The sequence below is a fragment of the Brucella sp. IR068 genome, from assembly GCF_049065885.1.
In the GTDB taxonomy this organism is placed as follows: Bacteria; Pseudomonadota; Alphaproteobacteria; order Rhizobiales; family Rhizobiaceae; genus Brucella; species Brucella intermedia.
In genome coordinates this window covers 59532-81562 of the sequence record NZ_JBAKHE010000015.1, presented here as the reverse complement: position 1 = coordinate 81562, position 22031 = coordinate 59532, and the positions used below count along the sequence as shown (strand labels likewise).

Genomic DNA, 22031 nt, shown 5'->3' with positions numbered 1-22031 from the left:
CCACAATTGAGGTGGGCTTTTACGCAGGAATATCCGACGAAAAGTGCAAAATGGCCCGATTACGGGCCATTTCAGCGTTCTGCCTTAATTTGAAAAAGGCTCTTCAAAGTGCGTTGGCGATCGCCTGAAACGCATGCATGGTTTCGTCTTTCATATCCTGCCCGTCGACATTGTAACTGGCATGGGCAGAAGTCTTGGCAATCACCACCCGCCTGGCGGGATTGACATAGATGAACTGCCCATAGATGCCGGCAGCGCTGAAATCGCCCTGCCAGTCAACCGGCGTCCACCACTGATAGCCATAGCCGAACGGAATCTTGCCGAACGCATCCTCGCGGCCGGGCATCAGATAGGGCGCATCCGGCGTCACCGAATCATGCACCCATTGCGCGGGCACAAGTTGCTCGCCCTTGAAGTTGCGGCCTTCGTTGAGATAGAGCAGCCCGAACCGCGCATAATCGCGCAGCACGGCATTCATCCCGCCTGCTGCGGCAGCCTCCCCGGTCGGGTCCACGATCCAGAAGGCATCGGCTTCGGCGCCAAGCTTCGACCAGAGCCTGTCCTTCATGTAATCCTGCAAGGGAATGCCCGTCGCGCCTTCCAGAACCAGCCCGAGGGCCTGCGTATCCGACGAAACATACTGGCTGAGCGTTCCTTGCGGACGCACGCTTTTCAGATGCGCGGTGAAATTCGTGATCGAGCCGGTCAGAAGCTCCACGGCATAGCGGACAATATCGGAATTGAGATCGCCATAGTTCTCGTTGAACCCGATGCCGGATGCCATCTGCAGCACGTTCTTGACCGTCACACCCTTGTAGCCGCCTTCGGCCAGCACCGGCGCATAGCGGTCGACCGGCTGGCCGATATCGATCAGGCCATCCCGGACGGCATTGCCGATAAGGAAGGAAACGACTGATTTTGAAACGGAAAATGCGATGGACTGGGTGGCCTGGCTGTTGCCGTGGTCATATTGCTCGTGGACGATGACGCCATCCTTAAGGACGATGAGGCCGGTGGTGCCGCCACGCTCCAGCCAGTCGGAAATCTTGCGGGTTTCGCCCTTGTAGACGAAAGTTTCCGGCAGGGGCTGGTCCGCCTTCGCAAGCGGGCTGACCTCGCCTTCATGCGGAATGCGCACGGACGGATAACGCTTGTAGACATTGCGGAAATTTTCAAAAATCTCCGGCCCCTTGAACATCTGGGCATATTGATAGACGGCCCAGGTTTCATGGATTTTCTTCCAGAAGACCGCCGTGCCGACACCGGCAACAACAACCAATGCGACCAGAACGTATAAAGTATAGTGATACAATCGTTTCATTAGCCTCCCCTCAAACAACAAGATTGAGCCGAATATCTTTTCTATAAGCACATGAATGAATACTTATATTCACTCCTCCAATCTATTATGAGCATGATAGTTCCCCGGAAGAATATCCCTATTATTCAGATTTATTCAGATTTATGTGTACTATAAATGAACCGCTGCAATGCACTGCGGAGAATACCGGGTAAAGCGCTTTTGCAGCGCAGCCCCCAACTGGAGGCACGCGCCCGAACGGTTCAAGTGGGGCGACTGGCGGGGCGATCTGGCGGGGCGTTTCAGCCCGAAAGATTCAGCCCGACGATCAGGTGGAATCGCAGCCGCTTCATTTCCTGTTTTCTGGAGTATTCCGCCTGAAAGGCGGCAATAGGCAAGCCCGCTCAGGCGACGGTTCGCCCACCATCGCGGCGCGCTGCGGCCTTCGCGGTCATGGCGCTGATTGCCTCCACCGGCACCGGCATGCCGAGCAGATAGCCCTGGACGAGATCGGCGCCCGCCGCCACGCGGATGAGCGCAAGCTGTTCCTCGGTTTCTACACCTTCAACCGTCACGCCGAGCCCCAGCTCATGCGAAAGCTGGGTAACGCCGCGAAGCAGCATCAGCGACCGCCGGTCGGTGGTGATGTCGCGCACGAAGGAGCGGTCGACCTTCACCTTGGTCAGGGGCAATGTATTGAGATAGCTGAGGCTGGAATAGCCGGTTCCGAAATCGTCGAGCGCGATATTGATCCCGGCATTCTTGAGCCGCTGCAACACCATCGACGTCTTGTTGCGGTCCGAAATGATGGCGCTTTCCGTCACTTCCACCTCGAGCCGATGCGCCGGAAGCCCGGATTTCTGCAAGGCATTGGCGATATCCCGGGCAATGTCGTTGCTTTTCAGGTCGATGGCCGACAGGTTGACGGACACGCCGATCCGGTCGCCCCATGACAGGCAGTCCGCACAGGCCTGCTCCAGCATGAAGCGGGTTATGTCGGTGATGATGCCCATTTCCTCGGCAAGCGGAATGAATTCGGCAGGCGGCACGAAGCCGAGCTCCGGATGCTCCCACCGCGCCAGCGCCTCACATGCGACAACGCGCAGGGACTGCGCGCTGACGATGGGCTGGTAAACGACCTTGATCTCGCCGTGATTGATGGCGAGCCGCAGATCCGCCTTGAGTTTCTGGCGTCCGCGATATTTGGTGTCCATCGCATCGACGAAGACCGACCAGGACTTTTCTTCCGTGCTCTTGGCTTCGTAAAGCGCCAGGTCGGCATTGATATGCATGCTGCCGACATCGGACCTTTCGACATTCTCGATCGCCACGCCCGCGCTGATATCGATCTGGACCTGATCGCCGTCGAGATCGTAAACCCCGGTCGCCACCGCCATGATGTGGTCCATCACCCCGGCAATATCGGCCTCGCCGCGCAGGTTGAAGACAAACACCACGAACTCGTCGCCGCCGAAGCGCGATGCAACGAAGCGCTGCGGATCGAGCGAGTTCAACCGTTCGGCGAACAGGCGCAATAGCACATCGCCCGTATGATGCCCCAGCGTGTCGTTGACATGCTTGAAATGGTTGATGTCGATGACGATGAGCGCAACCTGCGTTCCCTTCTTCTGATGGGGACGCAGCGAGCGGACCATGGTCTCGAAATAATTGCGGTTCGGCAGGCCGGTCAGGCCGTCATAGCGCGCCATATGCTGGATGCGCGCTTCCGCTTCCACGCGCTGCGTCACATCCTCGAACATCAGGACCGCCCCTTCATTGAGGGTCTGGTTGCCGATGCATTCGATATAACGGTGGTTAGAGAGCTGGAAAATGTCGCGGGCGCGCTTGCCGATCAGGAGGTCCTGCATGCGCACATGCACGCTTTTCAGGTCGGTCTGCGGAAACAGCCCCTTCTTGGCGCAATAGCGCAGAAGGACATCCAGCTTGCGGCCATGCAGCTTGGTATGCTCGGCAATCTGCAGCATCGCCTTGGCCTTGTTGTTGATGACGGCGATGCGCTGCTGGCTGTCGAACATCAAAAGGCCCTGCGGCATGTTGTTGAGCGCCGCATCGAAACGCCCGGCCACGATGGACAGGCGGCGCTTGCCCATGACCGCCGCGAAGAGAAATTCGCGCAACCCGTTGGCCATCTGGATGTTGGACAGGAAATACGGGATCAGCAGCAGGCCGATGATGACGTGAAACGGCGTCCCCGCCAGAATGAGCCCGGCCAGAACGGGAAGGAGCGTGCAGGCCGACATCAGGATGACGGCCTTTGCCGAGGCATAGTTGCGGCCCACGATGGAAACGACCGAGGCAAGCAGCACGGTCAGGCTGGCAAGTTCGGCAAACGAATCCCGCAGCACGAAGCTTGAGAAGAAACATAACATGCCGAGCGTCAGGCACACGGCGGATGCGCCGATCAGATAGCGCGTCTCCCACCGGTCAAGATCGGCATGGGAAAGCGGCTGCTGCCTTGCCTGATCGAACTTGTGCATGTCGAAGATGCGGCCAACCGCCACGATGGCGAAGACGCCGGCAAACATCAGATAGCGCCAGTCGTCGGTTTTCACATAGATGACGACACAGGCTACAACGTGCGCGAGCAAGCCGAACCAGAGCGTCGTACGATTACCATACAGCGCTCTGAGAAAAGATAGCCGCACATCTGCAGGTATCTCAGGTTTACGGCTTTGCCACATTCGATGCATTTAATCCCTTGTATGGGGCAGCAATATCGCACCAATGACTTAAAAATATCTTTCGGGATATTAAACCACAAGCTGTCATGCCGACCACCATAAGATGTATTCAGATGTTTTTTAAGGAAAACCATAGACGCACAACCCCCGTCCGGCAATTACAACCAGAGGCATGTATTGTTTTAGTTGTCCTAATATTACTGAAACAGCCATAATTGGAGAACAGCGCAGGTTAGTTGTCGCGTCGCGGAGAATTAATCCAGATTAGTCACGATGGATATTCTGCCGCCAGAGTCCCGCCTTTTAGAGAAAAATCCTGCCATCCAAGGTCCAGCGGCGGGAAATAACCGCAAGAAGCTTCCAACTCTGTCAGAGTTGGTGCCCCCCGTCGACGGTGATGATCGAACCGGTCATATAGCGGCTGGCGTCGGAGGCCAGCATCAGCACAACCCCGTCCAGATCCTGCGGCTCGCCAAGGCGCCGCATCGGGTTTCGCCCTTTGAAGTAGCCCCCTGCCGGTCCCTGCAGCTGTTCTTCATTGATTCGCGTTGGAAACCAGCCCGGCGAAATCGCGTTGACGCGAATATCGTGCGCGGCCCATTCCAGCGCCAGCGCCCGCGTCATCTGCGTCACGCAGGCCTTGGACATGGAATAAGCGGCGGCGCCCTTCTGCGGACGCTCGCCCAGAATGCTGGTCGTGTTGACGATGGAGCCGCCCTCGCCATGCCGGATCATGCGGCGCGCCGCTTCCTGCGCCACGAAAAAGGCACCCGCGACATTCACCTCGAAAATATGTTCGAGCATGTCGCGCGTCGTATCGAGCGCGCGCGCCATATGCGCAACGCCGGCATTGTTGAAAAGCGCCGTTATCGGTCCGAAACGCGCTTCCGCTTCATCGAAAGCACGGACGATTTCATCCGGATGGGTCACATCCGCCATGATTTCCAGCACTTCGCCGCCTGACGGGCAAATGCTTTCCCCTGCATGGGTGCGCGAGATCGAAATCACATGCGCACCGTGCCCTGCCAGCACATGGACCATCCTGAGGCCCAACCCTGAAGAACCACCCGTCACGGCAATGACCTTGCCCCTGACGGAGAAAAGCTGATCGTCAGTCATTCATCCCCTCAACTGCCAATCCGTCTTTATTCATTCCTAGATTATCGGAAGCAGCATTTGAACCATCTTCGACCGTAAAAATCAGTCCAAATCAACACAATACACAGAAGGCACAGTCAAAAGACCGACCGCAGGGCCGCAGGACGACACCTGTTCGTGATTGCGCGCCCCATTGCGGAGAAGTAAGGAACAGAGCAAACAGGGCATTTCCAGTTTGAACTGGATCGCTGGGAATGCCCTTTCTCTTTGTTTCTAGGCATTAACTCACGCAAAGCCGCTTCATATTCCGAATGGTGGAAACGAACCCTATGCCCAAGACTTCTCGCCCTCTCGTCGCCGTACCGACCGATGTGAAGCCATTTGAAAACTACACCTGGCACGCCGCGCCGGAACAATATCTGGCAGCCGCCATCGATGTTGCGGGTGTGACCCCACTTCTGGTGCCGAGCTTCGGCGACCGGATGGACCTCGACGCCATTCTGGATGCGGTGGACGGCCTTCTCGTCACCGGTTCCAAATCGAACGTTCACCCTGCCCTTTACGGCGTGGAGCCGAATCCGGCCTTCGAGCCTTATGACAATGCCCGCGACGCGACATCGCTGCCGCTGATCCGCGCCGCCATTGAAAAGGGCGTTCCGGTTCTGGCCATCTGCCGCGGCATACAGGAACTGAACGTCGCGCTGGGCGGCACGCTCGCCACCGAAATCCAGGAGCTGGAAGGCCGGATGGACCACCGCGCGCCGGAATCGGAAAGCCAGGCGGAGCGTTTCGCCATCCAGCATCCGATCAAGCTCAACCCCAACTCATGCCTCGCGGAAATCCTGAAGGAAGACAGCGTGCGCGTGAACTCCGTCCACCGGCAGGCGATCGACAGGCTTGCGCCGCAGCTTGAGGTCGAAGCCGTTGCGGAAGACGGAACCATCGAAGCCGTCTCGGTGAAGAATGCGAAGGGATTTGTCGTCGGCGTCCAGTGGCACCCGGAATACTGGGTGCATTCCGATGCCCCTTCCCGCAAGATCTTCGAGGCGTTCGGCGATGCAGTGCGCCGACATAGGGCAGTAGGGCAGTAGGGCAGTAGGGCAGTAGGGCAGTAGGGCAGTAGGGCAGTAGGGCAGTAGGGCAGTAGGGCAGTAGGGCAGAGAAGGATATGTGCGTTGCGGTCGTCCGCAAGCCAAACATACTCCCCTACTCCCTTATTCCCCTATTCCCCTATTCCCTTAACATACTGCCTTACTGCCCTATTGCCTTACTGCCTTAACGTGACCCGTCTCCGGCACGGGCGTCAGCGCCTCACCAGTGTCGAACCACGCGATGAGATTGTCGATCACCAGATTGGCCATGTCGCGGCGGGTCCGGACCGAGGCGGAGCCGATATGCGGCAGGAGGACCGTGTTCGGCGCATCGAGCAAGGCTTGCGGAACATGCGGCTCGTTCGCGAAGACGTCGAGACCGGCAGCGGCAATTGTTCCGTTCTGCAGCGCTTCGGCAAGCGCTTCTTCATCCACCACCGAACCGCGTCCGATATTGACGAGCACGCCTTCCGGTCCGAGCGCCTTCAGCACGTCCGCATTGACGGCCTTCGCCGTTTCCGCGCCGCCCGGCGCTACCAGAATGAGCGTGTCGACGGCTTCGGCCAGTTCCTTGAGGCTCGGATGATATTCGTAAGTGACATCCGGCGACTTGCGGCGATTGTGATAGGCAATCGGCAGGCCGAATGCCTCGATGCGCCGGGCGACCGCCTTGCCGATGCGGCCAAGGCCGAAAATGCCGACCTTGCGCCCACGCAAGGACAGCTTCGACAGCGGATAGCGGCCTTCTTTCACCCAGTTGCCGGCGCGCAGGAATTCCTGCGACTTCGACAATTCGCGCACCGTGTCGATCAGGAGGCCGATGGTCGTATCCGCCACTTCCTCGGTCAGCACGTCCGGCGTGTTGGTGACCATGACATTGTTCGCACCGGCATGTTTCGCATCCACCGCGTCATAGCCGACGCCGAAATTGCCGATGATTTCGAGATTGGGCAAGGCGTCGATCAGCGCCGCATCGACGGTCGACATGCTGGCGATGCCCTTCACGTCTTTCGCCCAGGCGGCATCGAGGAGCGCCGTGTCGCCGCGCGCGATACGCTGGACATTGAACTCGCCCGAAAGCCTCTGCACGGCATAGTCATCGAAATTGCCGAGCACCAGAATTGTCGCGTCGCGTTTTGTCATGGCATTCCTCATGCGTAGAGCATTTCCAGCAAAAGTGCGCAGCGGTTTTGCTTAGGATAATGCGTAAAGAAAACCGCCCCGTGAAGAACATGGGCGGTGCGGGGGAAATCAGCCGTGTTTCGGCTTGGACGTCGATTGCCGGATATGCAGTTCCGGCTTGATGAGTTCCTGCATCGAGGACACCTCGACGCCGTTCAACTGGTCGAGCAGCGCGCGCGCCGCACGGCGTCCCACCTCGCGCTGGCCGTTCCAGACGGTCGTCAGCGCTGGCGTCGCAATGGCCGCTTCCTCGAGATCGTCATAGCCGGTCACGGAAATGTCCTCGCCCGGCACCAGCCCGGCGCGGGCGATGCCGTTCATCAGGCCGATGGCCGTCAGGTCGTTCCAGCAGACCGCCGCCGTCGGCTTGTCCTTCAGCGCCAGAAATTGCGGCGCGACCTCAAAGCCGCCCTGTTTCGTGCGCGGCCCGGCGATGCGCCAGTCGGGACGAACCTCAAGCCCGGCCTTTTCCATGGCCTGCACATAGCCGCGATAGCGGTCGCGGCCCGTCGAGGTCTGGTCGGTACCGCCGATCATGGCGATGCGCGTGTGCCCCAGCGAAATCAGGTGATTGGTGGCAAGACCGATGCCATAGGCGTCGTCGCCCCGGAACACCGGCGCGTGAACGCCCTCGACGCTGCGCGCGATCAGCACGACCGGCAGGCCGTTATCTTCGGCAAGCTGGATATCTTCCGGCGGGGTGCCGATGGCGGGCGACATGATGACCCCGTCCGCACCGAGCTGCAAAAGCGTATCCATGAAGGTGCGCTGCTTTTCCAGCTGGTCGTAGTGATTGGACAGGATGAAGGTCTGCCGCGACCGGTCCAGTTCCGTTTCGATGGATTTGAGGATTTCCGCGAAGAACGGGTTCATGATGTCATGCACCACGACGCCGACAATGCCGGAACGCGAGGTGCGCAGGCTCGCAGCGCGACGGTTATAGATATAACCGATGGCGCGGGCATGTTCCTTGATCTTCTCGCGGGTCTGGTCGGCAACGAGGGGGCTGTCGCGCAAAGCGAGCGAAACTGTGGCTGTCGAAACACCAAGCGCGTCAGCGATGGTCGATAGCTTTATTTTCTGGGCCAAGTCGCCTCCCCAAATTGGTCCGTGCCGCAGTCGGAGACGCAGCCGCAACCTGACAAGGCAGGACGCGACCGTTCGTCCTGCGAACGGTTATGCCATTGCCATCCTTGAATTGGAAGCATTTTCGATAGCACGCAACCTGAAAAGTGTTTCACGGTTTCCCGCCAAGATGCGCGTCAAAACAAATAGTTAGAGCCGGCGAAAGGGCGGACTTATTCCACCTCGTCCTCTTCCAGCACTTCCGTTTCCGGTTCTTCCGCAAGGCGCACGACGCCACGAAGCGCAAGATTGCTCTCCATCCGGCTCAGCATCTTGAGGAAGGTCTTGCGATCCTTCTTGTCGAGGCCTTTCAGCATGTCCTTCTCGGTCTTGCGAATGGACTTCTCGATTGCCTTGATGGTCTCCAGACCAGCCTGCGTGAGATAGATATGCGACTGGCGCTGATCGGTTTCCGAGGCGCGCTTGGCGACGAAACCCTGGCTTTGCAGGCGCGCAATGGTTTTGGTGATGGTGGGCGGACGCACACCCAGGCGCTGCGCCAGAACGCCGGGCGTCAGCCCGTCCTCGGCCGCCAGTTGCAGCATGACCGCATCCTGCCCCGCATAGAGCCCCTGCTCCAGAAGCCGCGTGGCCAGCACCGTCCGCGACAGCCTCGCCACGGATTGCAGCCGGTAAAGTACAACCGCCTTATTGTCCTTGCTCATCGCCACCTCGCCCTTGTTTCTTTGGAGCACATCCCCGAAAAGCGAAACGGTTTCGGACGAGGTGCCTGTTCAAAATAAACTATTTCCTGTCGCCTGATCGATAGTCCCGTCCATTCATATATCGTAAAATATTGTCCGACTTATGAAACAACAAGGCCCGGTTGCTGTCATGGCTAACGAGCGTTAGGGTCTCAGGCTCGAAGAAAAGAATAAAGCGAGGAAAACATGACCGATCTGCGCGAGCAAAACAGCGACATGATTGTCGTCCTGCCCCTTGGCGCTCACGAACAGCATGGACCTCACCTGCCGTTTGAAACGGATACGATCATCGCCGAAGGCATTGTCGCGCGCGTCAGCGATGCGCTGCCCGCCGAACTCAACGTCAATTTCCTGCCCGCCCAGCCGGTCGGCTATTCCATTGAGCACATGGACACGGAAGGAACCCAGAGCCTCGCCTATGCCGAGGCCGTGAACCAGTGGATCGGCATCGGTGAAAATCTTCATGCGGGCGGCATCCGCAAACTGGTCATGCTGAACGCGCATGGCGGAAATTCGCCCCTGATGACGATTGTCGCGACGGAGCTGCGCACACGGCTCGACATGCTTGCCGTTGCCACGAGCTGGACCCGCTTCGGCCTGCCGGAAGGCCTGATCACGCCGGAGGAAAAGGCGCTCGACATTCACGGCGGCTTCATCGAGACATCGGTGATGCTGGCCCTGCGCCCCGATCTGGTGGACATGTCGAAGGCGCGCAATTTCTCCAATGCCCAGTCACGCTATGCCGAGGAGTTCAGGTTCCTGCGCGCTTACGGCCCGCATGCCTTCGGCTGGAAGATGCACGATCTCAACCCGGAAGGCGTTGCCGGCAACGCCGCCGCCGCAACGGCGGAAGCCGGGGAAAAGCTGATCGCCAACGCGGTCGCCGGTTTCATCGACCTGCTGCGCGATGTCGACAGGTTCGATCTTGCCCGGTTCAAATCGCAACGTCTCGCCAGTCAGGCGAGCTGAGCCCGGATATATCGGGATGGGCACGCTCGTCGCACGAAGGGAACATGCCGAGGCATGGGCGCAATTGCGCCATGCGCTCTGGCCCGACACCAGCCTTGAGCAGCATCTGCAGGAGATTTACGAGACGCTCGATCAGGAGGACCCTGATGCCGTAACATTCATCGCGGAAAGCGCTGGCGGTCAGATCGCAGGCTTCGCGGAGGCAGCGTTGCGGCGCGACTATGTCAACGGCTGCGGGACATCGCCTGTCCTGTTCCTCGAGGGAATCTACGTCTCTCCTGAATATCGCCAGCGTGGCACCGCGCGCTTGCTTTGCGAGGCAATCGCAAACTGGGGCCGGGAAAAAGGCTGCACCGAATTTGCCTCCGACGTTCTGCTCGAAAACCGGGACAGCCAGAGCTTTCACACGGCGCTGGGTTTTGATGAAACGGAGCGGGTGATCTTCTATCGGAAACTTCTTTAGAGGGGTGAGATCTGACGTCCGCATACGGCAAGCTTCGGGAAAAGCCACTGCCATCATCGTGAACGACGAGAATGTAATATTATAGCATTGCATATGGCATTCACGCCGCCCTTCCCTTATATGAATTGTCCTATCCGGGGTTTCGGTGCCGTGCCGCTTCGCGCTGGCTGCCCTCGACCCCGACTTCACAAGGCCACAACTTCAAGAGGCATGACCATGAGCCAGGCTGAAGCCCAAACCGAAGCTCCGTCTGAAACCAAGACGACCACTGAAGCTGGCCGCATCCCCGTGACCGTTCTGACGGGTTATCTGGGTTCGGGCAAGACCACCCTTCTCAACCGCATCCTGACCGAGAACCACGGCAAGCGTTATGCCGTCATCGTCAATGAATTCGGCGAGATCGGCATCGACAACGACCTGATCGTCGAGTCGGACGAAGAAATCTACGAAATGAACAATGGCTGCATCTGCTGCACCGTGCGCGGCGACCTGATCCGCGTGGTGGAAGGCCTGATGCGCCGCCCGGGCCGTTTCGACGCCATCATCGTGGAGACCACCGGCCTTGCCGACCCGGTTCCGGTCGCGCAGACCTTCTTCATGGATGACGATGTGCGCGCCAAGACCGGCCTCGACGCGGTTGTCGCCCTTGTCGATGCCAAGCACCTGCCGCTGCGTCTGAAGGACAGCCGCGAGGCGGAAGACCAGATCGCCTTTGCCGACGTGGTGCTCATCAACAAGACCGACCTTGTCACGCCGCAGGAACTGGCCGCCATCGAGGCGACCGTGCGCGCCATCAACCCGCACGCCATCATCCACCGCACCGAGCGCGCCTCCATCCCGCTCGACCGCGTGCTGGATCGCGGCGCCTTCGACCTCAAGCGCGTTCTGGACAACGATCCGCACTTCCTCGACCACGACCATCCCGACCACGTATGCGGACCGGATTGCGATCACGATCACCATGATCATGACCACCATGGACACCATCACCATGCGCATGATCACGACCATGATCATCACCACGACCACGACCATGTGTGCGGCCCTGATTGCGATCATGACCATCATCACCACCACGATCACGCCTCGCCGATCCATGATGTGACGGTGAAGTCGGTATCGCTGAGGGCAGGTGAAATCGACCCGGCGAAATTCTTCCCGTGGATACAGAACATCACCCAGACGCAGGGACCGAACATCCTGCGCCTCAAGGGCATCATCGCTTTCAAGGACGACCCGGACCGCTATGTGGTGCAGGGCGTGCACATGATCATCGAAGGCGATCACCAGCGCGCCTGGAAGGAAGACGAAAAGCGGGAAAGCCGCCTCGTCTTCATCGGACGCGAACTCGACCCCGCCGCCCTGAAGGCCGGTTTCGAGAATAGCCAGGCGAAATAAGCCTCCGGTTCGGACTGAACCGGGAGCGCCCCCTGTTTCCTCTTGCGCATTTCCAGTAACCGCTCCAAAGCTTTGCTGGAAATGCCCTCATCAATAAACAATACCGGAAGCCGATGCCTACAGTAGCTCCGCTCGACCTTGAAGGTCATTGTCTTTATGCGCGCTTTGTCGGCGGCATTCCCTTCTTCGCCATGGCCGATGGCGCGATCCATCAGCTTAACAATGGAAGCAGGACCTTTGCCGCCCATGACGGGCTGTTGAGCGCGACCGTTTCCGTTGATGGAAAATCGCTCATCACCGGCGGCGAAGACGGTCGCGTGTGCCGCACCGACGTCGATGGAACGGTGAGCGAACTTGCAAAGGTTCCGCGCAAATGGATGACCGCTGTCGCAGCAGGCCCCGGCGGAACTGTCGGTTTTGCGTCTGGCCGCACTGCGTGGGTGCGCACGTCCGACGGCAAGGTGCAGGAATTTGCGCAGGAACGCAGCGTCGAAGCCATCGCCTTTGCGCCGAAGGGCCAGCGGCTGGCGATTGCACGCTATAACGGCGCAACGCTGATCTGGACCGGCACGGCGGCAAAGCCCGTCGAACTGGAATGGAAAGGCGCGCATATCGGGGTGATCTTCTCGCCCGATGGCCGCTTCCTCATCACCTCGATGCAGGAAAATGCGCTGCATGGCTGGCGTCTCGAAGATACCAAGCACATGCGCATGACCGGCTATCCGGCCAAGGTGAAGGACTGGTCTTGGAGCGCCAAGGCCAAGTGGCTCGCCACTTCCGGCGCGCCCGCGGCAATCGTCTGGCCTTTTGCGGGCAAGGACGGCCCGATGGGCAAGGCTCCCCTGGAGCTTGGCCTTCGCGGCGACAGCATGGTGACATCGGTTGCCTGCCACCCGGTCGAGGACATTGCGGCCATTGGCTATAATGACGGCATGATCCTGATCGCACGTTTCGCCGACAGCAAGGAAGTCCTCCTGCGCCGCCCCGGCAAGGGCGCAATCACCAGCATGGGCTGGGATGAACAGGGCCACCGCCTCGTCTTCGGCTCGGAGGCCGGGGATTGCGGCGTGGTTTCGATAGCCGATTAGGGCAGTAGGGCAGTAGGGCAGTAGGGCAGTAGGGCAGTAGGGCAGTAGGGCAGTAGGGCAGTAGGGCAGTAGGGCAGTAGGGCAGTAGGGCAGTAGGGCAGTAGGGCAGAGAAGGCTATGTGCGTTGCGATCGTCCGCAACCTAAAAACATACTCCCCTACTCCCTTATTCCCCTACTCCCTTAACATACTGCCCTATTGCCTTATTGCCTTACTGCCTTTTCATCGAGACCGCCGGTGCGCCATCCGGTCCGAGCGACGCGACCCATTGGCTGATGGCCGCGACATCCTTTTCGCCCAGCATATGATCCGCATCGATGGTGCGGGCGTCGACGCGCGCGCCGCCGGAGCGCAGAAGCGCTGAAAGCGCTGGCGCAAAGGGCGAATAAAGCTTGTCATCCTCGCCCGTGATGGTCAGAACGCGCGCCTTGCTCAGATTGGCGGCGGGCGCATTGTCCAGAACCGGCATCGAACGCATGAGGACAGCCCGCTTCACCAGATCGGGGTGGAGCATCATCGTCGCCGCCAGAAGATTGGCGCCGTTCGAATAGCCCACGAAGGTTGCGTGGGTGAGGTCGAGTTCCTTGTCGTCGGCCAGTCGCGTGAGGAAGGTCACGAAGGCATTGGCTTCGAGCTTGATATCCTTCTGGTCGAACTTTACGGGCGTGATGCGCTTGTACCAGCGCGTGCCGCCATCCTGCATCACGCGGCCACGAATGCCGAGCAGCGTGGCCCGCGGCCAGATTTTGGATGCCATCGGCACGAGGCTGGTTTCATTTCCGCCCGAACCGTGCAGCAGGATCACCAGTTCACTGGAGGCGTTTTCCGGCTTGTAGAAGCGATGGATGAACTGCCTGCTGCGCGAAAAATTCTGTTCCGGCGTCGTTTCCGTATCCATCTTCTTCTCGCGCATTGTCACCCCTTCACCCAGCTTGGGAGCGCCCTGCTCTTCTTTCATCGATGCGGCGATGGCGCTCAGGGCCTTGCCCTGACCGTTGGTCGAAACGGGCTGTCCCTCAGCCAGAGCCGAGCCAGCCGCCACCGTGAATGCAGCTGCCGCCAAAGCGGCCATAAACATCTTCTTTACCATGATCTCAACATAGCCAATGAGACGTTAACGAAGGTTTGAAGGCAGCTCTTCCCGGGTGCGTCCCCACCCCTGCCGGCGATAGCGAATTTAGTCCGAAGTCGCTCGTTCGGTTGCGCTAATGTAATGCGGTTAACAGCAGAGTTTTAGCGAGAATATGGCAGAATGCACGAAAAGTTACATCGTGTTACAATTCTGTTACGCATTCACGCGGCTTCAACAATGCGTGACCACCGCACTGGCCGCAGATTATCCATGCTTTTGACGCCTTTACGTGGAATCATGTCTGCAACTTGAGGGTCAATTATTTTGGAAGTGGGAACGACAATGAGCAGCTTCAAACCGGGGCGTTTTTCATCCGCCCGCCTCACTTATGATGCGGTGACGCCCAAAAGCCTCTATCTCAACCGCCGCTCGTTCATGGTTGGCGCCGGCGCCCTCGCCGCCGCTGGCATTGCCTCTTCGGCTTTTGCCGAACCGCTGAAGGCCAAGGCTTCCGCCTATAAGGTGGACGAGAAGCTGACGCCGCAGGATGCCGTCACGACCTACAATAATTTCTACGAGTTCGGCACGGACAAGAGCGACCCTTCCGCCAATTCCGGCAATTACAAGCCGCTGCCCTGGAAGCTCACCGTCGACGGCCTCGTCAAGCAGCCGAAGGAATTCGACATTCAGGATCTGATTGCCCGGATGCCGCTTGAAGAGCGCATCTATCGGATGCGCTGCGTCGAGGCGTGGTCGATGGTCATTCCGTGGATCGGATTTCCGCTCGCAAGCCTGCTGGCGCAGGTGGAGCCGCTCGGTTCGGCCAAATACATCGCCTTTACCGGCCTCGTGCGACCGGAGGAAATGCCGGGCCAGACCGGCCTCTTTCAGGTTCTCGACTGGCCCTATATCGAGGGCCTGCGCCTTGACGAGGCCATGCATCCGCTGACCATCCTCTCGGTCGGCCTTTACGGCGAGACATTGCCCAATGCGAACGGCGCGCCGATCCGGCTGGTCGTGCCGTGGAAATACGGCTTCAAGGGGATCAAGGCGATCACCAAAATCAGCTTCGTCGAAAAGCAGCCGCCAACCTCGTGGCAGCAGCAGGCCGCCAACGAATATGGTTTCTACGCCAATGTGAACCCGGAGGTCGACCATCCGCGCTGGAGCCAGGCGACCGAGCGGCGCATCGGCGAAGGCGGCTTTCTGGGCTCGGGCCGACGCCCGACATTGCCGTTCAACGGCTATGGCGAGGAAGTCGCATCGCTTTATGCGGGCATGGACCTGAAGGTGAATTACTGACATGGCGGCAGCGACCCGGACAGAGCGGAAGAAAACAATCCGGCCCGGTGAATGGAAAATCTGGCTGCTTTACGCGGTCGGTCTCGTCCCGGCTGTCTGGACCTTCTATCTGGGCGCAAGCGGCAATCTCGGCGCCGATCCGGTCAAGACCTTTGAACACACGCTCGGCCTGTGGGCGCTGCGCTTCCTCATTCTCACCCTCATGGTCACGCCGATCCGCGACCTGACCGGCATTGCGCTGCTGCGCTACCGCCGGGCGCTCGGTCTCCTCGCCTTCTATTATGCGCTGATGCACTTCGCCACCTACATGCTGCTGGATCAGGGCCTGAATATTTCCGCCATCGTCACCGATATCGTGCGGCGGCCCTTCATCACCATCGGCATGATCAGCCTTGTTCTGCTGGTGCCGCTGGCGCTTACCTCCAACAACTGGTCGATCCGCAAGCTCGGGCGGCGCTGGAACAGCCTGCACAAGCTGGTCTATGTGGCAATCGCAGGCGGCGCGATCCATTTCATCATGTCGGTGAAAAGCTGGCCCGCCGAACCGGTCATCTATGCCGGGATCGTCGGCGCGCTGCTGCTGTGGCGTCTGGTGCGTCCGCACGCCCGAAACCGCAAGCCTGTTTCCCGCCCGCGCGGCGAAGCAATCGCGGCAAAGAAATAAGCCGCCAGCGAGAGCCTTTTTGCAAGAATTCTAATATAGAATCTAAATTTCGTGTTCCCACACTTACCCCCATGACATGACGATGCAAATCATGTCAGTATCGCCGCGATTTCCGCACACGGAATAGTTCCCGGCGGCGGCAACTGACGAATACGGAATGCATATGTCTTCTCTCCTGAAATCGGCTCCCGTCCGCATCGCAGGCAAATTCGTCTTCATTCTATTCACCCTTGTCTTTGCGATCTGGGCCAGCTTCGCCATGTGGTTCCAGCTGCCCTTCGGCGATGCCATGCGCGGCTCCGTCATCGCCATCTGGCTACTGATCGCCCTTGCGGTGATTGCAGGCGAAAGACATTACAGCTGTTGGCGCAGGCGGCTCTTCTTCTGTCTTCTTGCGCTGGCGATGCTGGCGGCCTGGTCCACGGTGCGCCCGTCCCTCAACCGCATCTGGGCGCCCGATGTTGCCCGCACGGTGACCGGGCAGGTCAATGGCGATCTCGTCACCCTTTCCAATGTCCGCGATTTCATCTGGCGGACGACGGAGGATTTCACGCCCAACTGGAAGGAAGAAACCTACGATCTGAGCAAGATCACATCGGTCGACGTCTTTCTTTCCTACTGGTCGAGCCCGGCTATCGCCCACACACTTCTGTCGTTCGGCTTCGAGGATGGTCGTCATGTGGTGTTTTCAGGCGAAATCCGCCGCGAGCATCACGAGGTCTTTTCCGCCATTGCCGGGTTCTTCCGCCAGTTCGAGCTGGCGATGATCGCTGCCGAAGAACGCGACATCATTTATCTGCGCACCAATGTCCGCAAGGAAAACGTCTATCGCTATCGCGTCAACCTGCCGCCCGCAGGCGCGCGCGAACTCTTCCTCTCCTATGTCACGCTGGGCAATCAACTGGCCGAGCAGCCGAAATTCTACAATACGCTGACCGCGAACTGCACCACGATCATCTTCCACATGGCGCGGGTGCTGGACCCGAACTTCCCCTTCGATTACCGCATTCTTCTGTCAGGCTTCCTGCCCGGCTATCTGTACGATCACGGCTGGCTGGAGAATGGCGGCACGCTGGAGGAACTGCGCCAGCGCGCATCGATCGATGCAAGGGCGCTCGCAGGCGGACGCGACGGCTTTTCGGAGCGCATACGCGAATAGGGCATTTCCGGCAAAAGTGCGAAGGGTCTGCACGGGATAACCCGTAAAAGATGGAGCGGTTCTACTGGCACTGCCGACGGGAACCGCTCATGAAAAACCCCGCCGAAGCCGCAACTTCGACGGGGTAATCTTTTTGTGCCAGATTACACCGCGGCGGTGATGATGATCTCGACCTTGTAGTCAGGCGTTGCCAGCGCTGCCTCGCCGGTGGCGCGTGCAGGCGTGTGAGCCGGATCGACCCATGCATCCCAGACGGCGTTCATTTCGGCAAAGTCCTTCATGTCGGCGAGCCAGATTATGGCCTGAAGGATCTTGGTCTTGTCGGAGCCCGCTTCCTTGAGAAGACGGTCCACCTCGGCCAGAACGGCCTTGGTCTGGTCTGTGACGCTGGCGCCAGGATTTCCCACCTGACCGGCGAGATAAACGGTGTTGCCGTGAATGACGGCCTGGCTCATGCGCGGGCCGACTCCGATGCGACGGATGCTCATGGTGGACTCCTCTCGATACTGCTCTTCCGCGGGCATGGCCCGCATGTGAAAATGTTGCGTATCCTTATTAAAGCCCTGATCCGCTTTGGCAATGCCAATGCCAGCCTGAATGATGCTATTTCAGTGAAAACAACATTTCCCGCAAAAGCGTGGAGCGCCCACGCGGGGAAATCCGTTCATTCGACTGGTTTCTATCCGGCTGCGATGCGCAGTATAATGCGACGAAATAGCCGGCGCGGCTCCGGCAAGCTCGTTTTGACCGAACCGCTCTCCAGGAGGAGGAAAGCATGGCGCAACCGCTCGCCGAGATTTACCGCGACTATATCGCATGCCTGAACCGGCAGGACTGGGACGACCTCGGACTTTATGTGCATGAAGAGGCTGTGCACAATGGCAGGGCATTGGGCCTTGATGGCTATCGCAGGATGCTGGAACAGGATTTCGAGGCCATCCCCGACCTGCGCTTCAACATAGAGTTTCTTGTCAGCGAGCCGCCCCGCATCGCCAGCCGCCTGCAATTCGACTGCACGCCAAAGGGGATGCTGTTCGGGTTGCCGGTCAACGGCAGGCGGGTGCGGTTCGCGGAAAATGTTTTCTACGAGTTCGAGAATACGCTGATAAGACGGGTCTGTTCGGTCATCGACAAGGCGGCGATTGAAGCGCAGCTGTGATCATATGGCGATGGCGGCCGATGACAGCCCATGACAGCCCATGATGACAGCCCATGATGACGGCCCATGATGACGGCCCATGATGACGGCATTGACTCTTTCCCGCCCTCACCCTATAAGCCGCGTCACGTTCGCCCGCGCGGTTTTACGGATGGTTTTGTGCTGTCCATCGCAAGGGAAAGAACCAGCTCCTGTTCAATAGAGCATGACCCCGAAAGTGAATAACGGTTTCGGACAAGGTCATGTTCAACGGAAAAACAGAATCAAGAAGGGCCGCACACCGCGGTATTAAATAAATGAAGCGCACTTACCAGCCATCCAAGATCGTCCGCAAGCGTCGTCACGGTTTCCGTGCACGCATGGCAACCACCGGCGGCCGCAAGGTTCTCGCCGCTCGCCGTTCGCGCGGCCGTAAGCGGCTTTCCGCTTAATCTTTTCCCGCGCTGTCGCGCGGTGACTAAAGAAATGAACAAGCCGAAACAAATACTCCGCCTTCGCAAGAGAGCGGAGTTTTTGGCTTTGAGGAATGGTGAAAAGCGACGTGGTCCACTGTTTCTTCTTGAAGTCCGGGAACGGACCGAAGAGGAATCGCAAGCCGCCAGGATCGGCGACAAACCCCGTGCAGGTTTCACCGTAACGAAGAAGAACGGCAACGCCGTGATAAGAAACCGCATCCGCCGCAGGCTCAGAGAAGCGGTTCGTTGTCACGCAGGGCGTGACATGGCGCCTTCGACCGACTATGTGATCGTAGCGCGCGAGCAAGCCCTCACTGCGCCCTTTTCGCGACTGACCGAAGAACTCTCCCGCCGCATCAAGGCGAAGGGTGAACGGCGGGGCGATGGGAAACGCCGAACGGAAAGACCGGAATCAGGACCCGTCAATGGAAAATAATCGTAATTTCTTCATCACCATTGCCCTGTCCATCCTCGTGCTGACGCTGTGGCAAGTGTTTTATCTGGGTCCGAAATCGGAAGCCCAGCGGGAGCAGGCACGCATTGAGGAGCAGCAGCAGCAAAAACAACAGGCGACGCAGCAGCAGGCGCAAGGTGGTCAGAACGGCGACACGCCGCAGATGCCCGCCGCCTCCGGGAACGTTCCCGGTCACAGCGATGTTGCAGCCGGCGGCGGCACGCTGACCCGCGAGGCAGCCGTTGCCCAGACGCAGCGCATCGAAATCGACACGCCTTCGCTGCGCGGTTCGATCAACCTGACCGGCGCCCGCCTCGATGACATCTTCCTGAAGAACTATCACGAGACCGTCGACAACAATTCGCCGAACATCGAACTGCTCGCGCCGTCGCCGCTGCAGCAGGGCTATTTCGTCGAACTGGGCTTCACCGGCAACGAGACCACCGGTCCCGTCCCCGGACCGAACACGGTCTGGACCGTGGAAGGCAACAACAGGCTGACGCAGACGACGCCCGTTACGCTGACCTATACCAACGAGAAGAACATCACCTTCAAGCGCATCATCTCGGTCGACGAATCCTACATGTTCTCGGTCGAGGACACGATCGTGAACAATTCCGGTGCGCCGATCTCGCTTGCCTCCTATGGCCGCGTGACCCGCTTCAACCAGCCCGAACATGCCAGCGCCACCTATGTGCTGCATGAAGGCCTGATTGGCGTCATGGGTCAGGACGGCCTGCAGGAAATCAAATATTCCAAGATCGAGGACAACAAGGACATCTCGTTCAAGGATGTCCAGGGCGGCTGGCTCGGCATCACCGACAAGTACTGGGCGGCAACGCTCATTCCGCCGCAGGACGAAAAGTTCACCGGCCGTTTCTCGCATTTCACCAATGACCGTCCGCGCTATCAGGCCGATTTCCTCGGCGCGCCGATGACCATTGCGCCGGGCCAGACCCAGACGGTGAAGAACCATGTCTTCGCAGGCGCGAAAGTGGTTTCCCTCATCAAGAATTACGAGGAAACGCTCGGCATCAAGCAGTTTGAACTGCTGATCGACTGGGGCTGGTTCTACTTCATCACCAAGCCGATGTTCTATCTCATCGACTGGATCTACAAGTTCTCCGGCAATTTCGGCGTCGCCATTCTGGTCGTCACCGTTCTGCTGAAGGGCCTGTTCTTCCCGCTTGCCAACAAGTCGTACAAGTCGATGGCGCGCATGAAGCTGGTGCAGCCGAAGCTCACTGAAATCCGCGAGAAATATGCGGATGACAAGATGCGGCAGCAGCAGGAGATGATGAAGCTCTACAAGGAAGAGAAGATCAATCCTCTGGCCGGTTGCTGGCCGGTGCTGGTGCAGATTCCGGTGTTCTTCGCGCTTTACAAGGTGCTCTATGTCACCATCGAAATGCGCCACGCGCCGTTCTTCGGCTGGATCCAGGACCTTGCAGCGCCCGATCCGACCTCGCTCTTCAACCTGTTCGGCCTGCTGCCTTTCGCCGTGCCGCACTTCCTGATGATCGGCGTCTGGCCGCTTCTGATGGGCATCACCATGTTCCTGCAGATGCGCATGAACCCGACGCCTCCGGACCCGACGCAGGCTGCCATCTTCACCTGGATGCCGGTGATCTTCACCTTCATGCTGGCTTCGTTCCCGGCTGGTCTGGTGATCTACTGGGCATGGAACAACCTGCTCTCCATCACCCAGCAGGGCATCATCATGAAGCGCCAGGGCGTGAAGATCGAGCTCTTCGACAATCTCAAGAGCCTCTTCAAGCGAAAGCCGAAAGAGGCGAAGAAATAGACTTGAAAGAACCCCGCTTCGGCGGGGTTTTTGTACCCTCATGTTGACAATGCGGCCCATAACATTGATGCGTGTACGCAAGAGAACACACCGACCGGGACAGAACCATTGAGCGAGCAGGATAAGAAGCAGGCGGCGATCAGGGCCGCTCAGGCAGCGGCGGATGCAGTCCGGGAAGCCCAGGCGGCACTTGTCGAGGAAGGACGCCTGCTTTTCAAGAAATCATGGATTTTCATTCGTGGCGTACCGTCGATGAAATTCCTGCCGCCGGAAGGCCCGGTGGAGATCGCCTTTGCGGGCCGCTCCAATGTCGGCAAGTCGTCGCTGATCAATGCGCTCGTCAACAAGAAGGGCCTTGCGCGCACATCCAACACGCCGGGCCGCACGCAGGAACTGAACTATTTCGTGCCGGACGGCTATTCCGGCGAGAATGGCGACCTGCCGCCGCTGGCCCTGGTCGACATGCCGGGTTACGGTTTCGCCGAAGCGCCGAAAGCGCAGGTCGATGCCTGGACGCGCCTTGTGTTCGATTACCTGCGCGGACGCACCACGCTGAAGCGCGTCTATGTGCTGATCGACGCCCGCCATGGCATCAAGAAGAACGATGCGGAAGTGCTCGACCTTCTCGACAAGGCGGCGGTTTCCTACCAGATCGTGCTTACCAAGATCGACAAGATCAAGCCTGCTGGCGTGCCGCGCCTGCTGGAAGAAACGCACAAGCTCACCTACAAGCGCGCGGCCTGCTTCCCCGGGATCATCGCCACCTCGTCGGAAAAGGGTGTGGGTCTCGACGAACTGCGAGCGGCAATCGCGCTCGTGACGAAGGAGTAGAAATCTACGCAC

General features: G+C 59.0%; 21 protein-coding genes. 13 read left to right on the top strand and 8 right to left on the bottom strand.

Annotated features, from left to right (window positions below; all coding sequences use genetic code 11):
- Positions 1-103: 103 nt before the first annotated feature.
- From ACOWVS_RS20070 to ACOWVS_RS20060, 3 genes are all read right to left on the bottom strand, one after another.
- On the bottom strand, positions 104-1321 hold the full coding sequence (locus ACOWVS_RS20070) for a serine hydrolase domain-containing protein (protein ID WP_075042312.1): 1218 nt from the start codon (positions 1319-1321) through the stop codon (positions 104-106).
- A gap of 383 nt (positions 1322-1704) precedes the next feature.
- The gene (locus tag ACOWVS_RS20065) at positions 1705-4002 is read right to left on the bottom strand and encodes a putative bifunctional diguanylate cyclase/phosphodiesterase (RefSeq protein ID WP_075042313.1); all 2298 of its coding nucleotides are present in this window, start codon (positions 4000-4002) and stop codon (positions 1705-1707) included.
- Between the two features lie 369 nt (positions 4003-4371).
- Positions 4372-5121: an SDR family NAD(P)-dependent oxidoreductase gene (locus tag ACOWVS_RS20060; RefSeq protein WP_006467551.1), complete on the bottom strand. Its 750-nt coding sequence runs from the start codon at positions 5119-5121 to the stop codon at positions 4372-4374.
- 308 nt (positions 5122-5429) lie between these two features.
- Here ACOWVS_RS20060 and ACOWVS_RS20055 point away from each other — a divergent pair, with 308 nt between their 5' ends.
- Positions 5430-6191 (top strand): gamma-glutamyl-gamma-aminobutyrate hydrolase family protein, encoded by a 762-nt coding sequence (locus ACOWVS_RS20055; RefSeq protein ID WP_036592939.1) that lies wholly within the window; start codon positions 5430-5432, stop codon positions 6189-6191.
- Positions 6192-6359: 168 nt separating this feature from the next.
- Here ACOWVS_RS20055 and ACOWVS_RS20050 read toward each other — a convergent pair whose 3' ends face one another.
- The 3 genes from ACOWVS_RS20050 to ACOWVS_RS20040 all read right to left on the bottom strand — a co-directional run bounded on the left by ACOWVS_RS20050 (position 6360) and on the right by ACOWVS_RS20040 (position 9163).
- On the bottom strand, positions 6360-7334 hold the full coding sequence (locus ACOWVS_RS20050; protein WP_075042331.1) for a 2-hydroxyacid dehydrogenase: 975 nt from the start codon (positions 7332-7334) through the stop codon (positions 6360-6362).
- A 108-nt stretch (positions 7335-7442) separates the two neighbouring features.
- On the bottom strand, positions 7443-8462 hold the full coding sequence (locus tag ACOWVS_RS20045) for a LacI family DNA-binding transcriptional regulator (RefSeq protein WP_006471199.1): 1020 nt from the start codon (positions 8460-8462) through the stop codon (positions 7443-7445).
- Positions 8463-8671: 209 nt separating this feature from the next.
- The gene (locus ACOWVS_RS20040; RefSeq protein ID WP_063881516.1) at positions 8672-9163 is read right to left on the bottom strand and encodes a MarR family winged helix-turn-helix transcriptional regulator; all 492 of its coding nucleotides are present in this window, start codon (positions 9161-9163) and stop codon (positions 8672-8674) included.
- Between the two features lie 225 nt (positions 9164-9388).
- Here ACOWVS_RS20040 and ACOWVS_RS20035 point away from each other — a divergent pair, with 225 nt between their 5' ends.
- The 4 genes from ACOWVS_RS20035 to ACOWVS_RS20020 all read left to right on the top strand — a co-directional run bounded on the left by ACOWVS_RS20035 (position 9389) and on the right by ACOWVS_RS20020 (position 13120).
- Complete coding sequence (locus ACOWVS_RS20035; RefSeq protein ID WP_063881517.1) at positions 9389-10171, top strand: creatininase family protein; 783 nt, start codon at positions 9389-9391, stop codon at positions 10169-10171.
- 16 nt (positions 10172-10187) lie between these two features.
- On the top strand, positions 10188-10634 hold the full coding sequence (gene aac(6') / locus ACOWVS_RS20030) for an aminoglycoside 6'-N-acetyltransferase (protein WP_063881518.1): 447 nt from the start codon (positions 10188-10190) through the stop codon (positions 10632-10634).
- Positions 10635-10850: 216 nt separating this feature from the next.
- Positions 10851-12032, top strand: a complete 1182-nt coding sequence (locus ACOWVS_RS20025) for a CobW family GTP-binding protein (protein ID WP_031346844.1) — start codon at positions 10851-10853, stop codon at positions 12030-12032.
- Between the two features lie 113 nt (positions 12033-12145).
- Positions 12146-13120 (top strand): WD40 repeat domain-containing protein, encoded by a 975-nt coding sequence (locus ACOWVS_RS20020; protein WP_063881519.1) that lies wholly within the window; start codon positions 12146-12148, stop codon positions 13118-13120.
- A 210-nt stretch (positions 13121-13330) separates the two neighbouring features.
- Here ACOWVS_RS20020 and ACOWVS_RS20015 read toward each other — a convergent pair whose 3' ends face one another.
- Positions 13331-14209 (bottom strand): alpha/beta hydrolase, encoded by an 879-nt coding sequence (locus tag ACOWVS_RS20015; protein WP_006467559.1) that lies wholly within the window; start codon positions 14207-14209, stop codon positions 13331-13333.
- Between the two features lie 324 nt (positions 14210-14533).
- Here ACOWVS_RS20015 and msrP point away from each other — a divergent pair, with 324 nt between their 5' ends.
- From msrP to ACOWVS_RS20000, 3 genes are all read left to right on the top strand, one after another.
- Positions 14534-15493 (top strand): protein-methionine-sulfoxide reductase catalytic subunit MsrP, encoded by a 960-nt coding sequence (gene msrP / locus ACOWVS_RS20010; RefSeq protein WP_063881520.1) that lies wholly within the window; start codon positions 14534-14536, stop codon positions 15491-15493.
- 1 nt (position 15494) lies between these two features.
- Entirely contained in the window at positions 15495-16157 is a 663-nt protein-coding gene (gene msrQ, locus ACOWVS_RS20005) for a protein-methionine-sulfoxide reductase heme-binding subunit MsrQ (RefSeq protein ID WP_025090817.1), read from the top strand.
- A gap of 157 nt (positions 16158-16314) precedes the next feature.
- The gene (locus ACOWVS_RS20000) at positions 16315-17316 is read left to right on the top strand and encodes a DUF4105 domain-containing protein (protein ID WP_021587095.1); all 1002 of its coding nucleotides are present in this window, start codon (positions 16315-16317) and stop codon (positions 17314-17316) included.
- 143 nt (positions 17317-17459) lie between these two features.
- On the opposite strand, the gene ACOWVS_RS19995 is transcribed toward ACOWVS_RS20000, so the two are convergent.
- Positions 17460-17804 (bottom strand): RidA family protein, encoded by a 345-nt coding sequence (locus ACOWVS_RS19995; RefSeq protein ID WP_006472300.1) that lies wholly within the window; start codon positions 17802-17804, stop codon positions 17460-17462.
- 287 nt (positions 17805-18091) lie between these two features.
- Between ACOWVS_RS19995 and ACOWVS_RS19990 the strand changes: the two genes are divergently transcribed.
- From ACOWVS_RS19990 to yihA, 5 genes are all read left to right on the top strand, one after another.
- Positions 18092-18475, top strand: a complete 384-nt coding sequence (locus ACOWVS_RS19990) for an ester cyclase (protein WP_063881523.1) — start codon at positions 18092-18094, stop codon at positions 18473-18475.
- Positions 18476-18771: 296 nt separating this feature from the next.
- A complete protein-coding gene (gene rpmH / locus ACOWVS_RS19985) occupies positions 18772-18906 on the top strand; it encodes a 50S ribosomal protein L34 (RefSeq protein ID WP_006467565.1) in 135 nt (44 codons plus the stop codon).
- Between the two features lie 34 nt (positions 18907-18940).
- A complete protein-coding gene (rnpA, locus tag ACOWVS_RS19980) occupies positions 18941-19366 on the top strand; it encodes a ribonuclease P protein component (protein ID WP_036565519.1) in 426 nt (141 codons plus the stop codon).
- The gene (gene yidC / locus ACOWVS_RS19975; RefSeq protein WP_063881524.1) at positions 19356-21188 is read left to right on the top strand and encodes a membrane protein insertase YidC; all 1833 of its coding nucleotides are present in this window, start codon (positions 19356-19358) and stop codon (positions 21186-21188) included. Before rnpA ends, yidC begins: the two co-directional genes overlap by 11 nt.
- Positions 21189-21251: 63 nt before the next feature.
- Positions 21252-22019 carry a ribosome biogenesis GTP-binding protein YihA/YsxC gene (gene yihA / locus ACOWVS_RS19970; RefSeq protein ID WP_374846608.1) on the top strand — a complete coding sequence of 256 codons (768 nt, stop codon included), beginning with the start codon at positions 21252-21254 and terminating at the stop codon, positions 22017-22019.
- The last annotated feature ends 12 nt before the right edge of the window (positions 22020-22031 follow it).

Bases quoted from the DNA above. Each gene is read 5' to 3' on its own strand.
- ACOWVS_RS20020 (WP_063881519.1), top strand. From the start codon at position 12,146: ATGCCTACAGTAGCTCCGCTCGACCTTGAAGGTCATTGTCTTTATGCG.
- ACOWVS_RS20050 (WP_075042331.1), bottom strand. From the start codon at position 7,334: ATGACAAAACGCGACGCGACAATTCTGGTGCTCGGCAATTTCGATGAC.
- rnpA (WP_036565519.1), top strand. From the start codon at position 18,941: ATGAACAAGCCGAAACAAATACTCCGCCTTCGCAAGAGAGCGGAGTTT.
- ACOWVS_RS20000 (WP_021587095.1), top strand. From the start codon at position 16,315: ATGCATATGTCTTCTCTCCTGAAATCGGCTCCCGTCCGCATCGCAGGC.
- ACOWVS_RS20025 (WP_031346844.1), top strand. From the start codon at position 10,851: ATGAGCCAGGCTGAAGCCCAAACCGAAGCTCCGTCTGAAACCAAGACG.
- ACOWVS_RS20040 (WP_063881516.1), bottom strand. From the start codon at position 9,163: ATGAGCAAGGACAATAAGGCGGTTGTACTTTACCGGCTGCAATCCGTG.
- msrQ (WP_025090817.1), top strand. From the start codon at position 15,495: ATGGCGGCAGCGACCCGGACAGAGCGGAAGAAAACAATCCGGCCCGGT.
- ACOWVS_RS20070 (WP_075042312.1), bottom strand. From the start codon at position 1,321: ATGAAACGATTGTATCACTATACTTTATACGTTCTGGTCGCATTGGTT.
- ACOWVS_RS20060 (WP_006467551.1), bottom strand. From the start codon at position 5,121: ATGACTGACGATCAGCTTTTCTCCGTCAGGGGCAAGGTCATTGCCGTG.
- ACOWVS_RS20065 (WP_075042313.1), bottom strand. From the start codon at position 4,002: ATGTGGCAAAGCCGTAAACCTGAGATACCTGCAGATGTGCGGCTATCT.
- msrP (WP_063881520.1), top strand. From the start codon at position 14,534: ATGAGCAGCTTCAAACCGGGGCGTTTTTCATCCGCCCGCCTCACTTAT.
- ACOWVS_RS20015 (WP_006467559.1), bottom strand. From the start codon at position 14,209: ATGGTAAAGAAGATGTTTATGGCCGCTTTGGCGGCAGCTGCATTCACG.
- ACOWVS_RS19995 (WP_006472300.1), bottom strand. From the start codon at position 17,804: ATGAGCATCCGTCGCATCGGAGTCGGCCCGCGCATGAGCCAGGCCGTC.
- ACOWVS_RS19990 (WP_063881523.1), top strand. From the start codon at position 18,092: ATGGCGCAACCGCTCGCCGAGATTTACCGCGACTATATCGCATGCCTG.
- rpmH (WP_006467565.1), top strand. From the start codon at position 18,772: ATGAAGCGCACTTACCAGCCATCCAAGATCGTCCGCAAGCGTCGTCAC.
- ACOWVS_RS20055 (WP_036592939.1), top strand. From the start codon at position 5,430: ATGCCCAAGACTTCTCGCCCTCTCGTCGCCGTACCGACCGATGTGAAG.
- ACOWVS_RS20035 (WP_063881517.1), top strand. From the start codon at position 9,389: ATGACCGATCTGCGCGAGCAAAACAGCGACATGATTGTCGTCCTGCCC.
- yidC (WP_063881524.1), top strand. From the start codon at position 19,356: ATGGAAAATAATCGTAATTTCTTCATCACCATTGCCCTGTCCATCCTC.